Below are 24,880 nucleotides of genomic sequence, written 5' to 3' on the forward strand. Positions count from 1 at the left end.
ATTTTTGCCGGAAAGTTAGGCAATTTTCTCCAGGAACAATCCTGCAAGGCCTCCATCAAAATCTTAACCACTGATCTGGTTGACCTCCCTTGCCGCATCCACTCCTGACCGAAGTGCTCCCTCCATAGTGCTTCTCAAAATACTGGTATATTCCCCGGCAAAATGAAAACGTCCATGTGGCCGCTGCAAGGCCTTTAAATACTTGCTCACATCTCCTGGGGCTGGAAAACTCGGGCCGCCAAGAGCAAAAGGATCTTCTCCCCAGGCCTTTATATAGGTTTGGGTATGATGGGTTGCCATCTCGGGAAAAACCTTTTCCATCTGTGGAAGCAGCTTATCCTCCAGGGCCTGTTTTTCCAGTTGTCCCAGAGCCTTTGCTTCCTTCCCCATGGCATAGCTCTCGAGTATGCCCGGGTTTTCAGCAGGATTCCTGTCCATAGTATAGGGAGTAATCTGTTTTACCGGCAGGTCGGTATAAGCTGCTCCGGAGAGATCTTTGCTCAGCCAAAAGGCCTTATCGGTTTGGAAGAAGCTGCGGGTCACATCAAGGACCGGTAATTCCTGCAGGGCCTCTGCTTTAAGGGATGGTAAAGCAGGTTCAAACGGGATTTTTGCAAGCACAGCGGCCGGGATGGTACAGATCACGTAATCCGCCTGGTACTGAGATTTTCCTTCACTATTTTCTACCTCAACAATTGCCTTATTTCCCGACTCGTGAAGTTTGGTCACCCTGCTGTTATATTCGATCTTATCTGCAAGTTTGTTTGCCATGGCCCTGGGCAGCTGATCATTACCGTTTTTTAACTGAAAAAAAGAGGTCCCGCTCATAAAGAGTCCGAAATCAGAAACCGCCATGGAAAGCCCGGAGGTCTCCCGGGGTTCCGCGGCAAACCACTGGGTGTTTTGTATGAGTTTGATAGCCCCCTCGCTGGCACCCTGTTGTTTCATATACTGGTAGAGCGAAATCTTATCAAGATCAATAAGTGGTGGTTGGTCCCAGGCCTCAGGATTGGTGTTTTCTTCTGGCAGAGGCTCCATAATATATTTAATGACCAGTCCAAACGGATCCAGTTTCTTTTCTTCTTCGGTTAGCTCGTAAGGCCAATCGGCCGGTTCTCCGGGCTTGACTTCCAATCTTTTACCATTAAAATAGTAAACCACTGCTTTTTCAGGCATGGGAAAAGGAATACGGTCCAGGCCTAGGGCATCAATATATTTCAGGGATTGGGTGTAGGTAGAAGAAAACCCAAGAGCACCTTCTTCAGCATATAATCCTTCCGGGAAAGGTTCCCGAATGGTAGAGACACGGCCCCCTGGACGGTTTCGGGCTTCCAGAATGCGGACCTTATGCCCGGCTTTGTTTAGTTCCCAGCCCGCAGCCAATCCTGCCAGGCCAGCGCCAAGCACCAGAATATCCCTGGGGTTATTGGTTCGGGTTAAATCCTTCTCATTAGCCATAAGTGGAATTGAAAAAAACATGCTGGCACTTAAGGCGCCCATTCCAAGACTAAATTGTTCCAGGAATTCTCTTCTGCTGATCTGTGTTACATCTTTTGGTTTCATAATTATAAAGCTTGGTTAGTTTGATTTATAACCACAAAAAAAGCAGGGAAGGATTCAATAGAAAAGGGGGGTAATAAGCGAAATTTGCCGTAAAGCCATTTAGGCCACCTGTCTAAGATATTGAAATTTAGTTAAATACAAAAACAATCTTTTAGGTCCAGGTGTAAATTCCGGACCTAAAATCAAGGTAAGAATGTTTTTTAACCGCTCTTTAGGGTTTCCTGGCAGCCAGGGAGAACCTGCAATAGAATAATATTTCCAGGCTATTAGATTATTCGTGCTCTCCCTGGAGGAACTTAAGGTAAGCAGACAATTGTCCGCGATGATAGGCCTCGTGTTCGAGGAGTTTTTGCATGATAAACCACCAAAGATTACTTTGTTCCCCAAGTTCCCCGGTTACTTTTTCATCCAGGACCTTTTCATCGATGGATTGAATCAAGGCGTGACGATCCTTCTGTAGGCTTTTAAGACGCTCCTTAACTTCTTTAAATTCAGATTCCTCTACCTGGTAATGGGGCTCCTTAGAACCCATCTGCCATTTATAGGTTTTTTCCCCGGCCTGCATCATCCTCAGAAAGAGCTCATCGACATGCACCAGATGCTTAGCAATATGGACAAAACTCATCGTATTATTATTCAACCGCCAGTTTATAAAACCTTCAGGAATTCTTTCCAGGATCTCAAGGCTCTTATCCCTGATCTCCCAGGAGAATTCAGCCAATTGATTTGCGTAAGCATTGCATTCCATAATTTCTTTCTTTAATATGAATCCTTACAAATTAAAAAGATTCCTTATGGATTAAAATGATAATTGTCAGGAACACGCCCCTTGTCAATGGAGAAGGGTATTTAGAAATAAAAAACCGATAGGTTTTCCCATCGGTTTTCATTATAAGTGATCCTAAAAACTATTTTATCAGTTCTTTCCGCGTCTTACTTTTTTCTTCTTGCGATGTTTCATTACCTCGGCTTCACTGTAAAAGATAATCTCCTCAGCGATATTGGTAATGAGATCTCCAATGCGTTCGAGTTTTTTGATCACCGAAAAGAGCAAGAGAAACTGGTTGATGAGTTTTGGATCTTTTTGAACTTCTTCCGATATGATCCCGAAAGACTGCATATTGATCTTGTTCAGGGTTTTATCCTTTTTAAAGACCTTTCTGGCCATTTTAGTATCTACTTCTTCATAAGAATCCGTAATATCTTCCAACATGGAAAGTGCAGCGCTAAACATCTCCTCGACCCTCATCATTTCCAGGAGCTTCTTGTCTATCGGCGTGTCGAGTTCCACGATATATTTAGAGATGCCGTAGGCATGGTCACCCACCCTTTCCAGGTCAAAATTGATCTTTCGCAGGGCAAGAACAAACCTCAGGTCACTGGCTACCGGATTATGAAGCGCGATGAAACGCTCACAATCCCTGTCTATTCTAAGATCAAGGGCATTGACCCTATTTTCAGTGTGAACAACCTCTTCTGCTAAATCGCTGTCGTGGGCAAAGAAGGCATCCCGGGCGTTTATCAGCTGTTTGTGACAAAGATGAAGCATTTCAAGACCTGCCTGGTTTAATGCTTCTTTGTGTTGGTCTAAACTTATCATAATACTGTGTTTTTTATCCGAACCTACCTGTAATATAATTCTCTGTTTGCTGTTTTTCCGGGTTGGTAAAGAGTTTTTTCGATTTATCGTACTCGATTAATTCACCAAGATAGAAAAAGGCAGTGTAATCACTGATCCTACCAGCTTGTTGCATATTGTGTGTGACGATCACAATAGTGTATTTCTGTTTAAGCTCGTAAATGAGCTCCTCGATCTTGGCCGTTGAAAGCGGATCCAGGGCGGAAGTAGGTTCATCCATTAAGATAATGGAAGGCTCCACCGCCAGGGTACGTGCAATACAAAGCCTTTGCTGCTGGCCACCGGAAAGGGCCATTGCCGATTTATTGAGATCATCCTTTACCTCATCCCAGAGCGCCACTTGCTTTAAGGACTCCTCTACTTTTTCCTTCAGGAATTTTTTATCCTTGATACCCTGTATCTTTAATCCATAGGCCACATTCTCATAAATAGATTTAGGAAAGGGATTGGGTTTTTGAAAAACCATGCCTACCTGCTTGCGCAGCTGTTCGACGTTCACCTTCTTCTTATAGATATTCTGCCCATCTATGAGAATTTCTCCTTCCATTCTGAATCCATCCACATAATCGTTCATCCGGTCAAATAGTCGGAGAAAAGTAGATTTACCACAACCGGAAGGCCCAATAAAGGCAGTTACCTTATTGGCTTTAATCTGCATATCTATCCCTTTGATAGCCTCAAAGTCGTCATAAAAGACCTTCACTCCTTTGGCTTCGAGTTTGTGCACTCGTTTAATGGATTTATCTACTATATTTTCGTTCACTTGTTGCTTCATTTATCCTAATTTTTTCTGCCATTTATTTCTGAAGAAAACAGCAATCCCATTCATCAGGAAAGTTATTAATAATAAAATGATTATCGCGGCAGCGGCATTCACCTCAAAGCCTTGTTGTGGTCTGGAAATCCAGTTAAATATCTGAATAGGCAAGACCGAAAATTCATCCATCGGAGACTCCGGGGCAAAGGGTACATAAGTTAGGGCACCGATCACGATCAGTGGGGCGGTCTCCCCTACAGCCCGGGAAAGCGCCAGGATAACCCCGGTTAAAATTCCCCCGAAAGAGGCCGGTAGTAACTGGCGGGACACGGTTTGCCACCTGGAGGCTCCCAAAGCGAAAGAAGCATCTCTCACAGACTGGGGCACTGCTTTTATAGCCTCTCTGGTAGAGACTATGACAATAGGTAAAATAAGCAAGGCCAGGGTAAAACTTCCTGCCAGAACACTGGATCCCATTTCCGCTATGCGCACGAATATCTCAAGACCCAGCAAACCATAAATAATGGAAGGCACTCCTGCGAGGTTGGAAATATTAACCTCGAGCAGCGATGATAGCCGGCCTTTTTTGGCGTACTCTTCAAGATAGATCGCAGCAGCGATTCCCAGTGGCAGTGCAATTAAGGTGGTTAGTACCAAAACCCAGACACTGCCCATAAGGGCGGTATAAATTCCGGCTCTTTCCGCCTTACGCGAGGGCAGGCTGGTAATAAAATCCCAATCAATTCGCTGCAGTCCGTCAATTAAAATGGACCCTATAAAGATGGCCAGTAGGACTAATCCCAGGAGCGTACAGGCAATTCCCCAGAATTTAAAGAGCTGGTCCTTGAGTCGGTTGGCTTTTATATTATTCATATTTTTCCCTGAATTTTTTCCTGATCTTGTAACTAAAAGTATTGAGCAGGAAGGTAAAAATGAAAAGCGTTATCCCTGCGGCAAAGATGGTTCGATACTCCAGGCTACCGTGTTCCACATCCCCCAGGCTAACCTGCACAATATAGGCAGTAATGGTTTCCACCGGGACGGTTGGGTCCATCGTTAATCGCGGTTGTTGTCCGGCTGCAATGGCCACGATCATCGTCTCCCCGATGGCCCTGGAAATAGCCAGGATCACAGAAACAATGATTCCTGATGATGCTGCAGGCACCAGGACCCTGAAGGAATTTTGTAATTTAGTTGACCCCATTCCGTAAGCGGCTTCCCTTAAAGAATTCGGAACTGCATGCAAAGCATCCTCACTCAGGGAAGAAACAAAAGGAATGATCATAATTCCCATTACCAAACCTGCTGATAGGGAATTAAAACCGGCAAGACCCGGGATAAAACCCTGCAAAAATGGGGTGACTACCGTCAGGGCAAAAAAACCATATACCACCGTGGGCACTGCAGCCAGTAATTCAAGGGCCGGTTTTATAGTTCTTCTAAAGCTCCTGGGTGCATATTCACTGATATAAATACTTATGCTCAGCCCGATAGGTACCGCAAAGGCAATGGCAATAAAGGAGGTAAGCAAAGTACCGGAAAGCAGGGGCATAATCCCAAAATGCTTATCGGTAAACAATGGCGTCCATTGCCTGTCGGTAAGGAAATCGATTATAGAGACTTCCCTGAAAAAGTTCACGGCTTCCAGGGAAAGCACCAGGATAATACCCAGGGTCACCAGGATGGTGATCAGGGCACTGGTTAGCAGGCTCTTTTCGATTAAAACCTCTTTTATTTTCCGCATATAAAAAGATAATATGGAAAATCCCGGACCCGGTTAAGGCCCGGAAATTCCCTTATAGATTATTTACTCCGCCTTGTTTTGCGCGACAAAATCACTAAACTTCTTTCTTTCCCTCTTATACTCTTCTTCTGTTAATGGCACATAACCCACATCTTCTAGCAAGGAGGAAACTTCTTCAAGGTAAAACTCCATAAAGTCTATTACCTTAGGATTATTTTGAACCGAAGAGCTGTTGACATATACAAACAAAGGCCTGGATAGCGGGGCGTAAGTACCGTTACTCACGGTCTCCACACTGGGCTCAACGCAGCCTTCTCCTCCATCAACTCCCACTAATTTAAGCTTGTCACTGTTTTCTCCATAATAGGCAAGACCAAAGAAACCTAGACCATATTTATCACCAGAAACACCCTGGACCAATACGTTATCATCCTCACTGGCCGTATAGTCCCCACGACTACTCCCACTTTCTCCATTGATGGCTTCGGTAAAATAATCGAAGGTACCCGAAGCGACACCAGGACCATAGAGATGGATTTCTTCATCCGGCCATTCAGCCCTGATCTGGTTCCAACGTTTGATCTTTCCCTGAGCGGCAGGTTCCCAGATCATTTTAAGTTCTTCCACGGTGATACAGTCTAACCAGTCGTTTTCCGGATGCGCTATTACCGCAAGGCCATCATAGGCCACTTCAAGTTCAATGAAGTTGATATTATTCTCCTCTGCTATAGCTTTTTCATCTTCTTTTATAGATCTCGAAGCATTGGCGATATCCACATCACCGCGGCCGAATTTCTGAAAACCGCCGCCGGTCCCTGATACACCAATGGTTACATTTAATTTTGGATCTTCATTTCTGTATTCTTCGGCTACGGCTTCAGTTACGGGGTATACCGTACTGGAACCATCGATAGCGATACCTGATCCATCATCTTTTTTATTGTTACCGCAGGCAAACATCAAGAATGCCAGGGCGCTTGTAAATAGAATCTTTTTCATTGTTTCTTAGTTATTAAAAGTGAAAATCAATTTGGAATCTAAACATTAAACTATTGTCGATATCATCCTCATAATTATTGAGGCTAAGGTCAGTTTGAACTTTTAATTTATGGCCCACGATATACTTGGAAAGTCCTAAGGTATACTGGTCCTGGATCCCAAGACCACTTATCGCCCCTACTTTATCCAGGCTGGTATATCGTCCAGTAAGTTGAAAGTTATTCTTGAACACATATCCTGTTTGCAGGTTAAAACCTTCCCCGACACTGACCAGGTCCCCGGTTAGGCTGCCGTCAGAATTCACCGCTACCACCTCATCGGCAGTTCGTTTGGCATATTCGGCCATCACCGACCAGCCGCGGTATTTAAACATAGCATCGAGAAAAAAGGTTTTGATATCAGTTTGAAATAATCCAGCATCGGTTTCCATATAAGTCCCGGAATTGGACCTGGTCCGAACGGCATCATCATTATAATCATAAGTCATTCCCACTCCCAGTTTGGGTTCGGGTTCCCTTTTAAGGTCGGCTCCTTTGTAGTCATCGAAGTCTCCAAAAGGAAGAGCTTCCAATCTCCCGGTGTACTGGAATCCCCCTTCATTTCCGGTAGTGACATTGCGGCCTTCCCCTTGCGAAAATGCCAGGGCTTCCTTAATGATAAAGTCATTCCCCAGGTCAATAAAATGGTGGAGTTGCACTCCCATTGCCCTATCGATGTTAAAACGACTGTTCACCAGGGAGCGGTCTACCGTTTCAAGGTTGCCCGAAGAGATTACCCTTTCGCGGTTCCCCGGAAGCTTGGTTTGTCCTGCCCAGAGTTCGAAGTTTTCATAGAAATTCCACTTTAGCACCGCATCGAGAATATAACGAGGTGTATTTCCAGTGTATTTTGAACCACCCGAGAGATCGCGGTTTGACAGTCCTAATTCAATTTTATACTCAAGCTTTGGCGTTAACGCGAAGCCCCCGAATTTTAAACGAGCGCGCCTGATAAGAAGATTGGATTTTCCGGTTTCGAATTCCTCGAAATGTGGATACTCCCACTCGGAAGTGTACAAGGACTGGAATCTGGCAGCAAAATTCATACTATAGGAGCTGTCTTTTGCTACAATGTTAATAAGACCTTTCCCGAAGGTATTTTCTGTAAGGTCCTGTGATTGCATATTCAATGATGCCAGTAATAGAATTGTTAAGGCGGTAAACCCTTTTCTGAAATCCATAATTTTTCTTTGTTTTTGTCACTGCAAATAACGAGCATCAATGTTAACTCTAAGTTAAGTAGAAATTATCCTTCAGTAAAAAGAAAATCGCTCAAATTAAAAAAAGGTTGCCTGGCCGGGGCAACCCTCATACATCTGAATCGACAAAAACAAAGATGATATGAATTCCTGTATGCATAACAGCATTACAAATATGCTTTAAGTCCAGCAATAGTGTGTAAAGCCAAGGTTATCTAAAATTTAACTTTAGGCTTTACCCCCATCCTGGCCTTTGGTTTTGATCATTAAAGGATGTTAATAACCTTCCAGAAGGTTGTTCCATTCCAGAGTCTTCAAGGTGCCCACCAGAATGGGATCTATTTCCTTTAGCAGCGGAGAGCCTTTGGGAAAGCTGTACCCATAATAATCCCGTTTAAGGGTCTTCTGCAAGACTTCCAGTTCGTCTCCCAGCTCCCTACGGGCTATCTCATATTTTAAAATAGGCTGATCATAGACAAAAAGGCTTGATTTTCCATCCAAAATATCCTGGATGCCCTCTCGCTGGTCAGCCACCGTTTTGCTTTTAACCGCATATTGGTCCAGTAATTCCTGGGCACTTGACCCCTTTACCGTAAGCACATCAAAGCGTTTAAGATCCTCTACCGAAGTGATCTCATCGCCAATACTCTGTACGGTAAGAGAAGAAGCGATACCGGCGGTAAGCCCGGAGATCATCACAATGGCCATAAACATCCAGATAAGCCCGATAAGCCTCCCGCCAAAAGTCCGGGGCGCTTTATCTCCATAGCCCACCGTGGTCATCGTTACGGCGCTCCACCAAAACCCCTGAAGAATTCCGCGTGTTCCAGGGCCGAATTCCTCCTTGTTCCTTTTATGTTCAAAGATCCAAACCAGGAAACCAAATAATAAGATAACCCCTAAAAGAACGAGAATACCTTTGATAAAATTCCAACTAAAAATATTGGCCAGGTAACTCCAGATCATGGTTTCACTCTTTTTGGCCACCCCGGTATAGGAAATAAAATAAGGCTGGGAAAAATCCATTCGCTGCATCCGCAGATCAGTCACCGTCACCGGGTTGATGCTAAAATCCACCTCGCCTTGTGCTACAGCGTCTAAGAGTGCTATCAAAGAAGGATAGACCTTATATTGATATTCCGCGCCCAGTTTCTCATTGACCAGTTCCCAGGAGGAAATGCTAAGTCCGGAATACTCCCCGTTTTCCTCTACCACAAAGGGAGGGGTTTGGGTAATCCCAATTTGAAGTATTCTATCGTTGGAAACCAGGGTATCCTGGGCATAAGATGTGGCTGAAAAAAATAAAGCCGTAAGGAGAATGAGATTCACATATTTAAACATAAGAGGAAGGTATTTAAAACAAAATAAAGAAAATTTTTCTGACAAGCCGGAGGAATCATGTTTATCCCGTGGTGAGGCATAAATTCCGGATAAATTGTACCTTAGAATGAAATAATTGCCATTATGTGTTACCGTACTAAATTAAATGCCAAACTCAGTGAAATAGAACGCGCCTTTGATGCCAGATTTCTCGAGCCTGAAGCTTATAAACCCATGGAGGAAATCAATGCTTTTAGCTTTATAAAAACCCCGGTGGTCACCGATGAAAACCAGGGGGAGATTGCAATGTTCAACTGGGGCTTGATCCCGTTTTGGGCTAAAGATGATAAGATCAAGAAAATGACGTTAAATGCCAGGATCGAAAGCATCAGTGAAAAGCCCGCTTTTAGAAATTCGGTAGCCAACAGATGCCTGGTGATTGCCAATGGATATTACGAATGGCAATGGAAAGACGCTAAGGGCAAGGAAAAAAAGAAATTCCTGATCACCCCGGAGGATCAGGAGGTTTTTGCCTTTGCCGGGATCTATTCCAGCTGGACCAATCCTAAAACAAATGCGAGGGTAAACTCTTACTCCATCATAACGACCAGGGCTAATGAGCTGATGAGTGAGATTCACAATAACAAACAACGCATGCCCGTGGTCTTAAAAAAAGAAGACCGCCAGAGCTACTTATCGGGCCGGGCCATTGTAGACTTTGCTTTTCCCTATGAGGTCAAACTGGCTGCAAGACCAGTATAGACGGCTTATTCCTCCAGCTCGGGTTCCAGGACCTCCCAGACATTTTCAGCGATTATTTTTTGACCCTCAGCGGTAGGATGAATGCCATCGGCCTGGTTCAGGTCAGGATTACCGGCTACCCCCTCCAGGAGAAAAGGTATTAATTCCAGGTTATACTCCCGGGCAAGTTCCGGGAAGATATTTCTGAAAGCACTCGTATAATCCTCGCCCATATTTGGCGGGATCTGCATACCGGCAAGGATGATCCGGGTATCCGGATTTTTCTCCATCACCAGCCTTATTATCTCCCGCAGGTTTTTCCGGGTTTCTTCCAGGGGTAAGCCCCTCAGACCATCATTGGCACCGAGTTCCAGTACAAAAACATCCACATTCTGGTTGAGTACCCAGTTAAGTCTATTTTTTCCACTAGCGGTGGTCTCCCCACTTAACCCGGCATTGATCACCTCATAATCCATCCCAAGGGAATCCAGCCTTTGCTCAATAAGGGCTGGATAAGCCAGCTCCGGGTCCAACCCCAACCCGGCAGTGAGACTGGTGCCATAGAAAACAATGGTTTTTCCCACTTCATTTTCGCTATTAAGATCGGGCTTAGCAGTTTCTTCTATACTTTCTTTTTCTTCTTTTTTTGAGGATTCTCCACAGGAGCTAAGAAGTAAAAAAGATAAAAAAATAAAAAGGATTGGGATGTTTCTCATAACAGCGGTATTAAAATCGAAATCATTTCTTTATTTTGTGAGATCAGTCTAAATAGTATGACCTAAGATGGCAAAGATATTAAACGTACACCAGCTGGAGAAAAGCTATTCCAGCGGATCAAAAAAATTAAAGGTTTTACAGGATATCAGTTTCGATATCGAAGAACGGGAAAGCTTTGCCATTGTTGGGCCCTCCGGAAGTGGAAAGACTACCTTGCTGGGCTTATGCGCAGGGCTGGACCAGGCTGATTCAGGCAGGATCACCCTTTGCGGTACAGCACTCAATGAATTAAACGAAGATCAAAGGGCTGTGTTGAGGAATCGCAATGTCGGCTTTGTATTTCAGGACTTTCAATTGCTGCCCACCCTGACTGCGCTTGAAAATGTAGCGGTACCCCTGGAATTACAGGGAGCTAAAGATGCGGTAAGGACAGGAAAAGAACTCCTTGAAAAAGTTGGATTAAAGGAACGAATAAATCATTATCCGTCCCAACTTTCCGGGGGAGAGCAACAAAGAGTTGCTCTGGCACGGGCCTTTTCCACAAAACCATCCATTTTGTTCGCCGATGAGCCCACCGGCAACCTCGATGCGGAAACCGGGGAAAAGGTCGTCAAACTTCTCTTTGAACTAAACAAAGAGGCAGGCACTACCCTGGTCATTGTGACCCACGACCTGGAACTTGCCCAGAAAACCCAACGAATTCTTAGATTAAAAGGCGGAAGGATAATCTCAAAAGAGCCTTCTGCATCATGAAAAAACCACAGTATAATAGCCCGGGAAAAGCAGATTTCGGATGGCTTTTAAAGATGGCCTGGCGGGACGGTAAAGCCAGTGGACGCAAGCTTATCCTGTTTATGGCCTCCATCGTTTTGGGGATTGCTGCTGTAGTGAGCATCCAGTCTTTTGGGGTGAACCTTAAAGATAATATCCAATTACAGTCAAAGGCTTTAATGGGTGCCGATTTTAAGATTGACAGTAATAATCCTCCAAATCAAAAGGTCCTTGAAATAATGGATTCCCTTGGCGGAGCCGATGGCAGGGAGATCAAATTCCCTTCCATGGTCGCCTTTGAAAAAAATAAGGCTACCAGGCTCATGCAGGTCAGAGGTATCGATGGGGATTTTCCGCTCTATGGAGCCTTGGAGACCAGCCCAACCCGGGCCGCACTGCAATTCCAGGAGCAAGGTGCTGCACTGGTGGATGCTACCTTGATGCTACAGCTCGGCATAGAAACCGGGGACAGTATTAAAATAGGCCAACTTCGTTTTCCTGTAGCCGGTGCCCTGCATTCAGTACCGGGCAGTGCCGCAATCTTTAGTTCGGTAGCACCCCCTGTAGTCATCCCATACCGGTTTATAGAGGAAACCGGACTGATACAAACCGGGAGCCGAATAGATTACGAGTTTTATTTTAAAGCTAATCCGGCAACTAACCTGGAGAAAATGGACAAGAACCTCGGGCCTGTGCTGGACCAGGAAAATGCCGATCTCGACACCCATACCTCCACCAGTGACAGGCTGGGCAGGCGCTATGAAAATTTCGGAAAATTCCTAAACCTGGTTGCCTTTATAGCGCTTCTGTTGGGTTGTGTGGGCATTGCCAGTGCTATCAATATCTATATAAAGGAAAAACTTCGTGCGGTAGCTGTGCTCAAGTGCCTTGGTGCCACCCGCAGACAAAGCTTTCTGATCTTTTTGATACAGGTAGCCATAATGGGATTTGCAGGAGGTATTATAGGTACCGGGGTGGGATTGCTCTTACAACAGGTATTCCCACTCCTGCTTCAGGATTTATTACCAGTGGAGGTCCAGGTGAGCCTGGTACCCCAGGCCGTGCTGATGGGCATTCTACTTGGAATATTTATGTCGGTACTCTTTGCCCTGTATCCTTTGATGGGTACCCTATACATTTCCCCGCTACAGGCCCTTAGGGTCCAGGAAAAGGAAACCTCAAGATCCCGCCGGGCGATTATAATAGTCTCCGTGGGTATTTTAATCTTCATATTTCTATTCGCTTTCTGGCTACTTCGAAACTGGCAGTATTCCCTTGCCTTTGTAGGTGGTATCCTTGTTAGCTTTTCTATTTTGGCGGGAATTGCCGCTTTATTTATGAAGGCCATAAAAAAGTATTTCCCCCACAGCTGGGGTTTTCCGGCCAGGCAGAGCCTGTTAAACCTGTTCAGACCCCAAAACCAGACCCTTATCCTCATTCTGGCCATCGGGGTTGGAAGTTTTCTTATCAGCACGCTTTATTTTAGCAAAGACCTCTTGCTGGCCCAGGCCTCCCTGGAGACCGAAGCCGATAGCCCGAACATAATCCTGCTGGATGTCCAATCAAATCAACAGGAGGACGTAATGAATACCCTGAGAGAAAACAAGGCCCCCTTACTTGATAATATTCCCATTGTTACCATGCGGGTAGAGCGCATAAAAGGAAGGTCGGTTAACCAAATAAAACAGGACACCAGCTCAGGGATAAACCGATGGGTATTGAACCATGAGTTTCGGGTCACCTACCGGGATTCGCTTATCTCCTCAGAAATTATCGAACAGGGGCAGTGGATATCCTCCACCGACAAGCAGGATGATATTCCCATAAGCATCAGTAATAATTTTGCCGAAGATGCAAAGGTCGGGCTTGGAGACCAGCTTAGCTTTAATGTCCAGGGAGTGGTCCTTGAAACCCGGGTAAGTAGTATTAGAAGTGTTGACTGGAGCAGGATGCAGCCCAATTTTTCACTGGTCTTTCCTGTGGGCATACTGGAACAGGCACCACAATTCAGGGTGATCACAACCAAGGTTACCGATGAGAGTTCTTCGGCTGCCCTGCAGCAGCAACTGGTACAGCATTTCCCGAATGTTTCCATTATAGATCTTAGGCAGGTTTTAAGTGTCATTGAGTCCTTACTGAGCAAAATATCCTGGATCATCAATTTCATGGCCTTCTTTAGTATATTGACGGGGATCATCGTGCTGATTGGTGCGGTGAGAACCAGTAAATACCAACGGCTCAGGGAGAGCGTCCTTTTAAGGACCATTGGTGCCAGAGGCAATCAGATCCTGAAGATCGCAGCCCTGGAGTATGTTTATTTGGGCGTTTTAGGAAGTCTCTCTGGTATTATATTATCCCTGCTGAGCAGTCAGTTACTGGCGTGGTGGGTCTTCGAATCCAGTTTTATCCCCTCCTGGGTTCCCTTTCTCATTCTTTTCCCAGGTATCGTGTTATTGGTGGTAAGTATAGGCCTGTCCAACAGTACAGGGGTTATCGGCAAACCACCCCTTGAGGTTTTACGCAAACAGGGCAGGTAGCGCTCAGGGAAAATAAAAGCTTATCTGTAATTCCACGGCCTGGATATTCTAAAAAATAAAAAAGCATTAAGGTTAGTGCAGATAAGACTGGAAAGTTAACAAAAACCTAAGGCTATTCATTAGTTCGCTAATACTTCGTACCTTCATTGTTATCAATTGTTTATGCTGAATTATCAGCAATCTAAGAGGCTTTTATTAATGGCCGATTAAACCGAACAATGAAAATATTAATTAACCAAAAATGAATATTATGAGAAGTTTAAAAGCAAGATTAAGCAGCGCATTGAGTTTGTTATTAATGCTGACTTTATTTATTTCCTGCGAAACCGACAGGAGGGTTGACCTGACTGAAAATCAGGAGCAGCGGGAAGAAGTCTACGAGCAGATCCTAAATGATGAAGAACTCTTCAATGAGTTTATGGAAGAAATGAGGGACAATCGGGCATCTATGGACCTTATGCGTCAAAATCGCCCCATGATGCGTAATATGTATGGCCGACAACAGATGCAACATATGATGAAGAATAATCCTGAGATGATGGATTCCATGAGAATGAATATGATGAACATGATAGAACAGGATACTACCATGCAACTCACCGAACAAAAAAGAGAACGAATGGCCCAGCACATGGTCCGAATGATGGAAAGAGACAGCGCACTACAGGCCAGGGTAAAAGATAGAATGGAGGATATGGAAAATAATTAATAAGATCCGGTTTTGAATTTAAGAAAGGGGGAGTATTCTCCCTTTTTTATTTTTTAAGACTTTAAAGCCACAAGTTAATCCAGAAATCCAAAAAACCAGGCTCCGATCCACAAAAGTAATACCGCCAGGCCCACAGCGATCAAAAATAGAAACCGGTAGGGATGATTTTGCAGCAGCCGATGGGAAGCAAATGGCTTGTAAAAAAAATTGAGGCTTTGGTAAATGCCAATTTTCAGTTTAAAAATCAATCTATTCATCTTCCCTTTACGACAACAACTTAAAGTTTTCTTAATTCAAAAGGCAAATATAATCAAATTTTCACATAATATTAAGAAAAAGGGTTTTCTCCTCCGGCAAAGGTTTTGAGTATTCGGAGATTCGCAATTTAAGTTTTGTTAAAGTAGTAGGCATTGTTGTTTCATTGCTAAATTTTAAAAAGATTTGGAAGCAAATTTCATAAATGAGTAAAAAGGAATTAAAAAGATCCCTGGGATTATGGGATGTCCTGATGTTTGGAATCGGAGGCATTGTCGGTGCAGGGATTTATGCCATTATCGGTCAGGCAGCAGATCTAGGCGGAAATATGTTATGGCTCAGCTTTGTGATCGCTGCGTTGGTTGCCTTACTTACAGGCCTGAGCTATGCCGAATTTGTGAGCAGGTTTCCGGATGCCGGGGGCAGCTTCGAGTATATAAAACAAGGCCTGGGGCATAAAACCGCTCTTTTTATGTCCATCTTTATGAGCTTCACTGGGGTGGTCGCTGCCGGGGCTATAGCGATAAGTTTTGCCGAGTACCTGGGCCGGTTAATGGATCTCTCTTCCAGTCTTGCCGTTATCCTGATCATCCTGCTTATGGCCTTTTTTAATATCATCGGCTCTAAATACAGTTCTTATTATAACAGTTTTGCCACTATTGTCACCCTCCTGGGCCTTGGTCTGGTCATAGGGGTGTCCATTCCTGAATTTGGTCAGGTAAATCTCATGGAAACCACCGAGCAGGGCTGGATTGGAGTTGTGGCCGGTGGGGCCTTAATATTCTTTAGTTATATAGGTTTTGAGGACCTGGTAAAGATGGCAGAAGAAACCAAATCTCCAAGAAAGAACATGCCGCTGGCGGTAATGATAAGTGGATTAAGTGTCCTGGTGCTCTATGTGCTTATCGCAATAAGTTCGGTAAGTGTTTTGAATTGGGAAAACCTCTCAGAATCAAATGGTCCACTGGCCGCGGTCATCGAAAGTCAACTAGGGAATATTGGCGCTACTATCCTTGTGATTGTAGCCTTGTTTGCCACCAGTAAATCCATATTGAGTAATATCCTGGGGACTTCCCGGCTACTTTACGATGTAGCCCGGGATAGTGATATTACCTGGTTAAAAAAGTTTACCACCATCTCTGGTATTGGCAACGCCCCAAATTATGCCATCATCGCAGTAGCCATAGTTGCTATGGCCTTTGGATTGATCGGGAATCTCAAGACCGTTGCCAGTATCAGTAATATCTTTATCTTCCTGGTCTTTGGCATGGTAAATATCGCCCTGATCAACTTCCGAAGGAATCATAAGGACACTCAGGAAGAAAAGCCATATTTTTTTATTCCGCTAAATATTAAAAATATTCCGATTCCGACCGTATTGGCACTTTTCAGCCTATTGATACTCCTGGGCTTCAACATCTACAACCTGGTACAGGGAAAAATGTAAAAAGTAAGGCCCAGGCGGATGATCCGGCTGAGCCTTACAGGCATTAGCGAAACTTAAATTCAAAACCACCGGCTATTTATTGCTGTGTCCGGCTTTTAAATTTATAACTGATCCCAAGCATCACCAGGTCGGTAGTCATCTCGTAAGCCACCTCACTTCCCGGGATAGCACCATTGGGAGGATAATTCTGTGCGAACATCGGATTCAGTAAGGGTCCAGCAGTACGACCGTCACTGGCACCATGATGGTAGACCGCATCCAGATTAAAGTTAGGATTAATCTCATAGCTTATTCCAAACTGGTAAGCATTTTTAATAATTGCTGTAGCCGGGATATTGAAAAACGCAATTTCTTCCGGAATAGGATTCGAACTATAGGTATATCCCAGGCGTAATGGCAACCTGTTGATTCCTTTATACTGAATTCCCGCAGAGACCACATCCATATTTTCCCAGCCAAAACCCCTGACCGAAGCATTTTGGGTCCACCCGGTTTGAGAAAAACCATCGGTATTTTCATAATCGACCATGCGGTAATCCAGGGCCAGGTCAAAATCGCCGGCGGAATACCCCAAGCCCAGGGAAAGGATTGCTGGGTAGTCCATTCTAAACTCATTGGTAGCTGTGGTATTATCCAGGTAGGTGTTCTCAAATTCAAAATCACTGAAGTATTGGTTGGTCTTATAAGAAACCCCTGCCTTAAAGCCCATAGCTGAATCATAGAAAAGCCCGATCTGTCCGCCCAGGCCTATGGCAGAGGCCTTATCAGTTCCTGGATATCCTGCCATACTTGGTTGCGCTGTGGGATTTGGCAATAATTCAAGCCCTGCATAGTTGATCGTTGGATTAATTCCTATTGAAAAATGATCAGAAAGCTCATAAGCATAGGTCACCCCACCTTGAAGCAACATGTAATCGGATTCGATATGACCAAAACCACCCATGTTTTGAGGCATGCTAATCGGGTTATTCATATTTTCAGGAAAGTCCACTCCAAAACCACTTATTCCGAAAAGAAAGGCACCAAAAGTATGCCGGCTATCTTCATTCCCCCATACCATGGCTAAAGCCGGCATAGGAGAAGCTCCACGATCATCCTGGGTTTGTCCGCTATAAAAATTTCCGGTGGGCTGCCCCTGGTCATCGAATTCAGGTACCGTAGAATAAAGTTCCGGGGAAGAATAAAATAAGCCCAGATCGAATTTGATTACCTTTTGATCAAAGGTAGAAATTGCTGCCGGGTTCCAATGCAGGGCCCCGGAAATATCAAGGGGCTGCCCTGTTGCAGCTCCCCCCATGGACATGTTTACCGCACCCATGCCCTGCATGATGTGCCCGGCCTGAGAAAAGGCAAAAACCGAGAAGAGTAAAAAGCTCAGATTAAGAATATTTTTGATCATAGTTGAAAAGTTAGATGGAAGAGGATTTTTTTACCACACCCGAAAAGCCTGAAACCCCCTATAAAAATCAGTGTTCGGGCAATTAAAAGTACTTATAAGCAAACTATAGAAGTATGATTATCATCAGTTTTTGGTAAGTTAAAAAGGCTTTTATTTGGATGTAAAATCTTTTATCCTTTCAGTATCATAGGAGGCTGCCAGATCATTTTTTTTTTCGTATATGTCTGTAAAATTATCCTTTTACTCCTGTTCATTGCGCTTGTTAATTTCGTATTTTAGAGCTGCCAGAACCCTGATCTTCAAGCAAGCCTGAAATCGGGTTCTTCCCCTACTTACCTACTACTGAATAAACATTTTGTGATGAATCAAATCATCACGATAAGCATTTACCTGGTATACCTAAATTTAATAAGATGGAAGCATTTGCCTGGCATTACCATAGCCCAGAGAAGGCTCTGAAGGAGCACGAAGTAACATTGGCCGGGCTATCTTCAGAAGAAATTCCCGAGAGAATGGAAAGGTATGGCCGCAATACCCTTCCCTCGGCTAAAAAACTCACCTTATTCAAAATCATTCTCAACCAGTTCTTAAGCCCGCTAATCTATGTATTGCTTGTAGCGGCCATAGTTTCCATAATGCTCAATGAATATTCCGATGCTGGTTTTATTATTATCGTCCTTCTTATCAATGCCATCATAGGCGCTTTCCAGGAATGGAAAGCGGAAGAAAAAGCTTCCGCCCTGGAACAGATGATTAAACTTAAAGTTCGGGTTAAACGCGATGGAAGAAGTTTTGTCATTGATGGAGAAGAGCTGGTCCCTGGCGATATTGTCATCCTGGAATCGGGAAATAAGGTTCCGGCTGATATCAGGATCATCCGGGAGAATAATCTTACTGCGGAGGAAGCCATTCTTACCGGGGAATCCCTGGCTATTGATAAGCAAAGCGAAGCCCTGGATAAGAAAGATATTCCGGTGGCCGAGCGATTCAACATGTTATTTGCAGGAACTAACATCAGCACGGGAAGAGGTCTCGGCCTGGTGACTGCAACAGGAAAAGAAACGGAGATCGGCAAAATAGCCTCTTCCCTGAAATCCCTTAGCACAGGGAAAGCCCCCCTGGTAAAACGAATGGAAACCTTCACCAGACGAATAAGTATCATCGTGCTTATTGCTGTTGTCCTACTTGGGATTGCAGGGTATTACAGCGGGATTCCGATCAGGGAACTATTCTTTTTCGCCGTCGCTGTGGCTGTCTCGGCAATCCCAGAAGGCCTTCCTATTGCCATGACCGTGGCGCTATCCATAGGCGCTTCCAGGATGGCCAAACGCAATGTTATCATCAGGAAACTAACCGCTGTGGAAGGGCTGGGCAGCTGCACTTTTATCGCTACCGATAAAACAGGAACCTTAACGGTGGACCAGCAAACCGCCAGGGCGATTGTTCTTCCGAACCAGCAGGTTTTTAATCTAACTGGGGAAGGGTATAACGGAGAGGGTAAAATCATCGATATAAAGGAGGCCCAGGTAGGTGTCGATGCTTCAGAAGATCTCAGACGTTTAATAACCTGTATCACCATTTGCAACGAAGCTGAGCTATTTAAAAACAATAATGACTGGAGTTATTCCGGAGATCCTATTGATGTGGCTTTGTTGAGTATTTCCTACAAGGGGAAAGCTTCTCCACAGGAGTTACTCCGGGATAAAGAAAAAATCAGCGAAATACCCTTTGAATCAGAAAGACAATATGCAGCGGTCTATTATAAGGAAAACGAGCAATTAAAGATCGCTTTTAAGGGAGCCGTAGAAAAGTTACGTGCCAGGATTGACCAGGACAAATATCAGGGGCTCCTCGAAGAAACAGTTCGTTATGCCAGGGAAGGTTACAGAATTATCGCCGTTGGAGGTGGTGATGTAGCCGAAGTAAGGCCGGTAGATGAATTACCGGAAATGGATTTTTTGGGATTTATCGCGCTTATCGATCCTTTAAGAAGTGAGGCAAAACAAGCGGTGGAGGACTGCTATAAAGCAGGGGTGCAAGTAGCTATGATCACCGGCGACCACCCAGCAACAGCCCTGGCTATCGCCAAAGAGATTGGTATCGCAAAGGGACCAGAAGAGCTGATAAGCGGAAAAGAGCTGGAAGAGATTATCGCTGGAGGAGAAGAAAAGTTCCAGCAGACCTTAAGAACAAAACATGTGTATTCAAGGGTTTCCCCACATCAGAAACAACTGATCGTAAAGGCCTTACGGGAACTGGGTCATTTTATCGCCGTAACCGGGGATGGGGTAAATGACGCCCCGGCTTTAAAAACAGCCAATATCGGCGTAGCCATGGGCTATGGTACCGATGTTGCCAAGGATACAGCCTCCATTATTCTTAGCGATAATAATTTTGCCTCTATCGCAGCCGGAATAGAAGAAGGTCGCTTTACCTATGCTAACCTCAGGAAAATCATTTATTTATTGATTTCTACGGGAGCCGCTGAACTTCTATCTATTGGAATGGCGCTTATGGCCGGTCTGCCTCTACCCTTTTTACCTGTGCAACTACTCTGGCTCAACCTTGTTACTAACGGGATCCAGGACGTGGCCATCGCCTTTGAGGCCGGGGAAAAAAAGGTAATGACGCAGCCCCCACGTAAACCTGATGAAAGTATTTTTGACCCCCTGATGATCAAACAGACTTTGGTTTCGGCCTCAGTGATCAGTATACTCGCATTTGGTCTTTGGTATCATTTAATCAATAATTTAAATTATGAGGAAAGTACAGCCCGCAACCTGATTCTGCTTTTAATGGTATTACTACAAAACTTCCATGCCCTCAATGCCCGTTCCGAAACCCGGTCTGCCTTCAGAATTCCTTTTAGCAATAATTATTTTCTCATTATTGGAATCCTTGCAGCCCAGGGTCTTCATATCCTTGCCATGCACATTCCTTTTATGCAGGAGCTACTCGCACTGAATCCGGTTTCCCCAGGGGAATGGATCAAATTGTTTTTCACTGCCACTTTAATTCTGGTTAGTATGGAAATCTTTAAAGGCTTTCAGCGCAGCAAAAAAGAATGATCCAGGGCAGGGTAAATTCCCTTGCGTTTTTTAATTAAATTCAACAGCCTCCCCCTTTAAGAGGGGGGATATATCCCCTTTTTAAGGTAGTTTTTGAATTTATAAGCCTTTTAGCTAATAAGACCCTATAAAATTTCACCCTAAAAAGGGATTGCGGACAGTAGGCTGATCACCTACTTTTACATCTAAGAAATTACAAGTATAGAGAAGCTCCACCCTTGAGCACTCACTAGAGAAATTATCCGGTATCCTATCCTCTCCGGATTTACTCAGAAGACCTGGAATCCCTAATTCAACAGTCGGAAGTTTTCCCCATAACACGTATTTGACGATTAAAAACGTAATTATTAATCACTAAATATTATTGTTATGAAAAATTTAATTTTTTATTCGTTACTGGTTTGTTTTATCGCAACTGCACAATCGCAGGAAATTACTGAACTAGAAGAAGCCAGGGTATTATTGAACCCTGTTTCCGAAAAACTCTCTGGAAATACCGATGAATTTACCTTCTCGGTAAAGGAGCAATACACCGGAGAGTTCATGAAAAATCCCATTGAATTTATGATGAATAACTTCAATGTCCTTAGTTTAATCGATCACATCGATAAGGATTATGATACTTACCTTGTAAGTTTCAGAACTTCCCAGGGCGCTTTGAATGCTCAGTTCGATGAGCAGGGGTCTTTAAAAAGGCACCACCAGTCCTTCAAGGATGTGGTACTCCCCCGAAAGATAATGGCCGATTTATACCGGGACCATAAAGGTTGGGCAGCCGTAGGGAATAAATATAAGGCCCGTGGCTCTGGAGACCAGATCAGCAAGGCTTTTTATAAAATAAAGCTGGTCAGGGGCAACCAAAGCCAGACAGTCAGAATTGAACAGCAGACCGATGATCAAAGGCTCGCTGGGCTAGAAAAAGAAGAATGATCGAAAAAAGGGAGCTAAAAACTCCCTTTTTTTTATTCCTTTCTGTCCCATTTTTATAAAACCTGGCAGCAGGTACTATTTCAAGTTTATTTTATCTGAAAAGACCTTGGCAATGGCCTCCTTACCACAATGCACATTTAACTTTTGATAAATATTTCTAAGATGAGACCGGGAGGTCTCGAAAGCCATATGCAACTCACCGGCAATTCTTTTCACGCTATGGCCTTTAATGAGAAGCTTTAAGACCTCTGCCTCTCTCTGGGTAAGATTGTAATTTTCCTTATTGCTCTGCCTTGGTTTTCTAAAGGATTCCAACACAATTTTGGCCACTGCTGCAGACATGGGCGCTCCCCCATTTCTCAGTTCATTAACTCCCTGGTAGACTTCAATAAGGGAGACATTTTTAAGCAGAAAGCCATTGGCCCCCTGACAAAAGCATTTGAATAGTTTTTCCTCGTCTAAAATACTGGTATAAATAAGAATAAGGGATAGCGGCCTTATTTTTTTAATTTGAGAAATCGCAGGAATCCCTTCGGGGATTTTGACATCCAGAATAACCAGGTCCGGTTTCTCCTTCCTTAGGATCATTTCGATATCGGCTACATTATCATAATTTCCTGAAACCACGTACTCTCCCCCGCTCTCCAAAACCGCTTTTAGCGATTCCCGAAGCTTTTGATCCTTATCAAACAACAAAAGTCTGGATGGCATCATTAAAACTTTTTAAATCTACTTTACTAGGGTATTGGGATCCTGGTTAAAATGCATTAACAACTGAAAATATTCACCAGAGCGATGGATTGTTTTCTCACATTCCCTGGCCTTAAACACCTTTAAATACAAGATCAGGCTTATCTCTTGGGCTATCTGGAATAAAATCGCAATGGGTTCGTAACGAAAATTGACCGGATAGCCAGATACTCTTCTTATCAACCCCGGTATAATTCCGAATAGCCTATATTCGAGCAGCCACTTTTCCATTGGTCAAAGGTTAATACGTTCCGGGGAGAAAAAATCGGTAGGGCTATAAAATTAATGATTTATTTATCCTTGATAAAGTTTTTAACATATTGATTTACAACAATATATAAGGGTTTTCCCGGGGTTTAAGCTCTAAGAGATCACAGGGAAAGAAAAATTTATAAAAACGAAATTCGGGGAAATACCCGCTACCATTTTAAAGGAGTAATGTCTTATTTTTAAGGAACTAAAAATCTTAATTATGCCTAAATTTGTCATTGAAAGGGAGGTGCCGGGTGCAGGCAAACTAAGCGCAAGTGAATTAAAAGCCATCTCTGAGACCTCCTGTAAGGTATTGCGAAACATGGAACCTGATATCCAGTGGGTACAAAGTTATGTAACTACTGATAAGATCTACTGCATATACAACGCACCAAATGAAGAAATGATCCTGGCCCATGCAGAACAAGGTGGTTTTCCGGCCAACGTGGTTAGCAAGGTTGCAAGCATTATAGATCCCGTCACCGCCGAATAAACCAAGGCGGAATCGATTTCAGGTGGCCTTAACCTTGATGATCTTTACCGGGCAGGCTGTCGCAGCCGCCTGAGCTTGTTCCAGGATTGTATGATCAGGAGATTTCAGGGTATGAAAACCTTTATTGTCTTTGGCGCCAAGGAGCACTGATTTCCCATCCTTTTTAGACATCTGGAACTGGGCCGGGGCCAGCTCTACACAATAATTACAGCCGATACACTTGTTGCGTTGCAAGGTAATTATTACCATCAGACGGCTACTATTTTATAGAGTTTATCGGAAAGTCTCACCCTGAACGGGATTTTTATGGTGCAGGAATCCCCTTTTGTAGCTTTTGTCGTACTGGTTTCATTGACAAACAATTCCTCCAGGTCAATTTCCTGAGCGCCGGTGCTGGGTCCGGTAATCAGTAACCTATCACCCTTTTTAATATCGTAGGCTTCTATTTTGAATTCAGCCACCCCTGCTTTAGGAAAATAATGTACCCCTTTTCCAACATATACTTTTTTACGTGTAGCCTGGGAACCGGAAGTCTTACTCCATTCTCCGAGTTTCTGTCCAAGATAATAACCGCTCCAGAACCCACGATTATAAACCCTGGCCAGTCGTTCCATCCATGCTTCTACTTTTTCGGGAGTAAAAGTACCTTCATCAAGGGAATCAATGGCTTCCCGGTATACCCGGGTGACCGTGGCGACATACTCCGGGGCTCGGCCCCGGCCTTCTATTTTGAGAATCTGTATCCCGGCATCCCTCACCTGGTCTAAAAAATCAAGGGTACACAGATCTTTTGGTGACATCATGTACTCATTATCGATCTCGATCTCAAAACCGGTTTCCTGGTCGATGACGGTATATTTCTTTCTGCAATTCTGTTTACAGGCACCACGGTTTGCTGAAGAGTTATCGGAGTGGAGACTTAAATAACATTTCCCGGATACGGCCATGCATAAAGCACCATGTCCAAATATCTCCACCTTCACAAGTTCCCCCGAGGGTCCTTTTATCTGTTCCTTTTCGATCTGCTCGGTGATCTTTTTTACCTGACGTAGGCTTAACTCCCGGGATAGTACCATAGTCTGGGCAAATAAGCTGTAAAATTTTACCGTTTCGATATTGGTGATGTTCAGCTGGGTGGAAATATGTACGACCATTCCTATTTCTCTAGCCGATGCAATCACCGCCTGATCCGAAGCGATCACAGCGGTAATTCCGGCCTGCTTTGCCTTAGCCAGCAGGGTCTTAATCAGGGAAAGATCGTGATCATAGATAATGGTATTAAGGGTAAGATAGGTTCTCACTTTCTTTTTGTCACACCTGCGCGTGATCTCCGGCAGGTCTTCCATGGTAAAATTTATTGAAGCCCTTGCCCTCATATTGAGCTGGTCTACTCCAAAATAAACTGAGTCTGCGCCATTATCCAGAGCTGCCTGCAGGGATTCAAAATTTCCCGCAGGTGCCATTAGTTCCATCTTTGTCTTCATTTAAAGGCTGTTTAGTGATAAATTTAAGTCCTGATTGAGATCCTGTTCTGCCTCTCAAATCCTTTGTA

23 protein-coding genes are annotated in these 24,880 nt (G+C 44.1%); 8 read left to right on the plus strand and 15 right to left on the minus strand.

Annotated features, from left to right (window positions below; translation table 11 throughout):
- Positions 1 to 63: 63 nt before the first annotated feature.
- The 9 genes from ACW6NC_RS06850 to ACW6NC_RS06890 form a co-directional block, all read right to left on the minus strand.
- Complete coding sequence (locus tag ACW6NC_RS06850) at positions 64 to 1,563, minus strand: flavin monoamine oxidase family protein (protein ID WP_457864657.1); 1,500 nt, start codon at positions 1,561 to 1,563, stop codon at positions 64 to 66.
- A 271-nt stretch (positions 1,564 to 1,834) separates the two neighbouring features.
- Positions 1,835 to 2,311, minus strand: coding sequence for a DinB family protein (locus ACW6NC_RS06855; protein ID WP_457864659.1), 477 nt, complete (start codon positions 2,309 to 2,311; stop codon positions 1,835 to 1,837).
- A 168-nt stretch (positions 2,312 to 2,479) separates the two neighbouring features.
- Positions 2,480 to 3,163 carry a phosphate signaling complex protein PhoU gene (phoU, locus tag ACW6NC_RS06860; RefSeq protein ID WP_457864661.1) on the minus strand — a complete coding sequence of 228 codons (684 nt, stop codon included), beginning with the start codon at positions 3,161 to 3,163 and terminating at the stop codon, positions 2,480 to 2,482.
- Between the two features lie 13 nt (positions 3,164 to 3,176).
- Positions 3,177 to 3,977 carry a phosphate ABC transporter ATP-binding protein PstB gene (gene pstB, locus ACW6NC_RS06865; protein WP_457864663.1) on the minus strand — a complete coding sequence of 267 codons (801 nt, stop codon included), beginning with the start codon at positions 3,975 to 3,977 and terminating at the stop codon, positions 3,177 to 3,179.
- Complete coding sequence (gene pstA / locus ACW6NC_RS06870) at positions 3,978 to 4,832, minus strand: phosphate ABC transporter permease PstA (RefSeq protein WP_457864665.1); 855 nt, start codon at positions 4,830 to 4,832, stop codon at positions 3,978 to 3,980.
- Complete coding sequence (gene pstC, locus ACW6NC_RS06875) at positions 4,825 to 5,703, minus strand: phosphate ABC transporter permease subunit PstC (protein WP_457864667.1); 879 nt, start codon at positions 5,701 to 5,703, stop codon at positions 4,825 to 4,827. Before pstC ends, pstA begins: the two co-directional genes overlap by 8 nt.
- Positions 5,704 to 5,766: 63 nt before the next feature.
- Positions 5,767 to 6,702: a PstS family phosphate ABC transporter substrate-binding protein gene (locus ACW6NC_RS06880; RefSeq protein WP_457864669.1), complete on the minus strand. Its 936-nt coding sequence runs from the start codon at positions 6,700 to 6,702 to the stop codon at positions 5,767 to 5,769.
- Positions 6,703 to 6,715: 13 nt separating this feature from the next.
- The gene (locus ACW6NC_RS06885; RefSeq protein ID WP_457864671.1) at positions 6,716 to 7,921 is read right to left on the minus strand and encodes a porin; all 1,206 of its coding nucleotides are present in this window, start codon (positions 7,919 to 7,921) and stop codon (positions 6,716 to 6,718) included.
- A 294-nt stretch (positions 7,922 to 8,215) separates the two neighbouring features.
- Entirely contained in the window at positions 8,216 to 9,280 is a 1,065-nt protein-coding gene (locus ACW6NC_RS06890; protein ID WP_457864673.1) for a transporter substrate-binding domain-containing protein, read from the minus strand.
- A gap of 123 nt (positions 9,281 to 9,403) precedes the next feature.
- Between ACW6NC_RS06890 and ACW6NC_RS06895 the strand changes: the two genes are divergently transcribed.
- Complete coding sequence (locus tag ACW6NC_RS06895; RefSeq protein ID WP_457864675.1) at positions 9,404 to 10,021, plus strand: SOS response-associated peptidase; 618 nt, start codon at positions 9,404 to 9,406, stop codon at positions 10,019 to 10,021.
- A gap of 5 nt (positions 10,022 to 10,026) precedes the next feature.
- On the opposite strand, the gene ACW6NC_RS06900 is transcribed toward ACW6NC_RS06895, so the two are convergent.
- Positions 10,027 to 10,716: an arylesterase gene (locus ACW6NC_RS06900; RefSeq protein ID WP_457864677.1), complete on the minus strand. Its 690-nt coding sequence runs from the start codon at positions 10,714 to 10,716 to the stop codon at positions 10,027 to 10,029.
- A 67-nt stretch (positions 10,717 to 10,783) separates the two neighbouring features.
- On the opposite strand from ACW6NC_RS06900, the gene ACW6NC_RS06905 reads away from it, so the two are divergent.
- From ACW6NC_RS06905 to ACW6NC_RS06920, 4 genes are all read left to right on the plus strand, one after another.
- Positions 10,784 to 11,470: an ABC transporter ATP-binding protein gene (locus tag ACW6NC_RS06905; RefSeq protein ID WP_457864678.1), complete on the plus strand. Its 687-nt coding sequence runs from the start codon at positions 10,784 to 10,786 to the stop codon at positions 11,468 to 11,470.
- Complete coding sequence (locus ACW6NC_RS06910; protein WP_457864680.1) at positions 11,467 to 14,025, plus strand: ABC transporter permease; 2,559 nt, start codon at positions 11,467 to 11,469, stop codon at positions 14,023 to 14,025. The genes ACW6NC_RS06905 and ACW6NC_RS06910 overlap by 4 nt, the downstream gene beginning before the upstream one ends.
- A gap of 250 nt (positions 14,026 to 14,275) precedes the next feature.
- Positions 14,276 to 14,734 carry a hypothetical protein gene (locus tag ACW6NC_RS06915; RefSeq protein ID WP_457864682.1) on the plus strand — a complete coding sequence of 153 codons (459 nt, stop codon included), beginning with the start codon at positions 14,276 to 14,278 and terminating at the stop codon, positions 14,732 to 14,734.
- Positions 14,735 to 15,194: 460 nt separating this feature from the next.
- A complete protein-coding gene (locus ACW6NC_RS06920; protein WP_457864684.1) occupies positions 15,195 to 16,436 on the plus strand; it encodes an APC family permease in 1,242 nt (413 codons plus the stop codon).
- A gap of 76 nt (positions 16,437 to 16,512) precedes the next feature.
- On the opposite strand, the gene ACW6NC_RS06925 is transcribed toward ACW6NC_RS06920, so the two are convergent.
- Positions 16,513 to 17,835 carry an OmpP1/FadL family transporter gene (locus ACW6NC_RS06925; protein ID WP_457864686.1) on the minus strand — a complete coding sequence of 441 codons (1,323 nt, stop codon included), beginning with the start codon at positions 17,833 to 17,835 and terminating at the stop codon, positions 16,513 to 16,515.
- A 413-nt stretch (positions 17,836 to 18,248) separates the two neighbouring features.
- Between ACW6NC_RS06925 and ACW6NC_RS06930 the strand changes: the two genes are divergently transcribed.
- Together ACW6NC_RS06930 and ACW6NC_RS06935 are read left to right on the plus strand one after the other, a co-directional pair.
- A complete protein-coding gene (locus ACW6NC_RS06930) occupies positions 18,249 to 20,903 on the plus strand; it encodes a cation-translocating P-type ATPase (protein WP_457864687.1) in 2,655 nt (884 codons plus the stop codon).
- Between the two features lie 369 nt (positions 20,904 to 21,272).
- Positions 21,273 to 21,833 carry a hypothetical protein gene (locus tag ACW6NC_RS06935; RefSeq protein WP_457864688.1) on the plus strand — a complete coding sequence of 187 codons (561 nt, stop codon included), beginning with the start codon at positions 21,273 to 21,275 and terminating at the stop codon, positions 21,831 to 21,833.
- A gap of 75 nt (positions 21,834 to 21,908) precedes the next feature.
- Here ACW6NC_RS06935 and ACW6NC_RS06940 read toward each other — a convergent pair whose 3' ends face one another.
- Both ACW6NC_RS06940 and ACW6NC_RS06945 read right to left on the minus strand, forming a co-directional pair.
- The gene (locus ACW6NC_RS06940; RefSeq protein ID WP_457864689.1) at positions 21,909 to 22,547 is read right to left on the minus strand and encodes a LuxR C-terminal-related transcriptional regulator; all 639 of its coding nucleotides are present in this window, start codon (positions 22,545 to 22,547) and stop codon (positions 21,909 to 21,911) included.
- 15 nt (positions 22,548 to 22,562) lie between these two features.
- Positions 22,563 to 22,814 (minus strand): hypothetical protein, encoded by a 252-nt coding sequence (locus ACW6NC_RS06945; RefSeq protein ID WP_457864691.1) that lies wholly within the window; start codon positions 22,812 to 22,814, stop codon positions 22,563 to 22,565.
- A 241-nt stretch (positions 22,815 to 23,055) separates the two neighbouring features.
- Here ACW6NC_RS06945 and ACW6NC_RS06950 point away from each other — a divergent pair, with 241 nt between their 5' ends.
- On the plus strand, positions 23,056 to 23,328 hold the full coding sequence (locus tag ACW6NC_RS06950) for a DUF4242 domain-containing protein (RefSeq protein WP_457864693.1): 273 nt from the start codon (positions 23,056 to 23,058) through the stop codon (positions 23,326 to 23,328).
- 18 nt (positions 23,329 to 23,346) lie between these two features.
- Here ACW6NC_RS06950 and ACW6NC_RS06955 read toward each other — a convergent pair whose 3' ends face one another.
- Positions 23,347 to 23,577, minus strand: coding sequence for a ferredoxin (locus tag ACW6NC_RS06955; RefSeq protein WP_457864695.1), 231 nt, complete (start codon positions 23,575 to 23,577; stop codon positions 23,347 to 23,349).
- Positions 23,577 to 24,812, minus strand: coding sequence for a peptidase U32 family protein (locus ACW6NC_RS06960; RefSeq protein ID WP_457864697.1), 1,236 nt, complete (start codon positions 24,810 to 24,812; stop codon positions 23,577 to 23,579). Before ACW6NC_RS06960 ends, ACW6NC_RS06955 begins: the two co-directional genes overlap by 1 nt.
- Positions 24,813 to 24,880: the final 68 nt, after the last annotated feature.

Source organism: Salegentibacter profundi, from assembly GCF_054121475.1.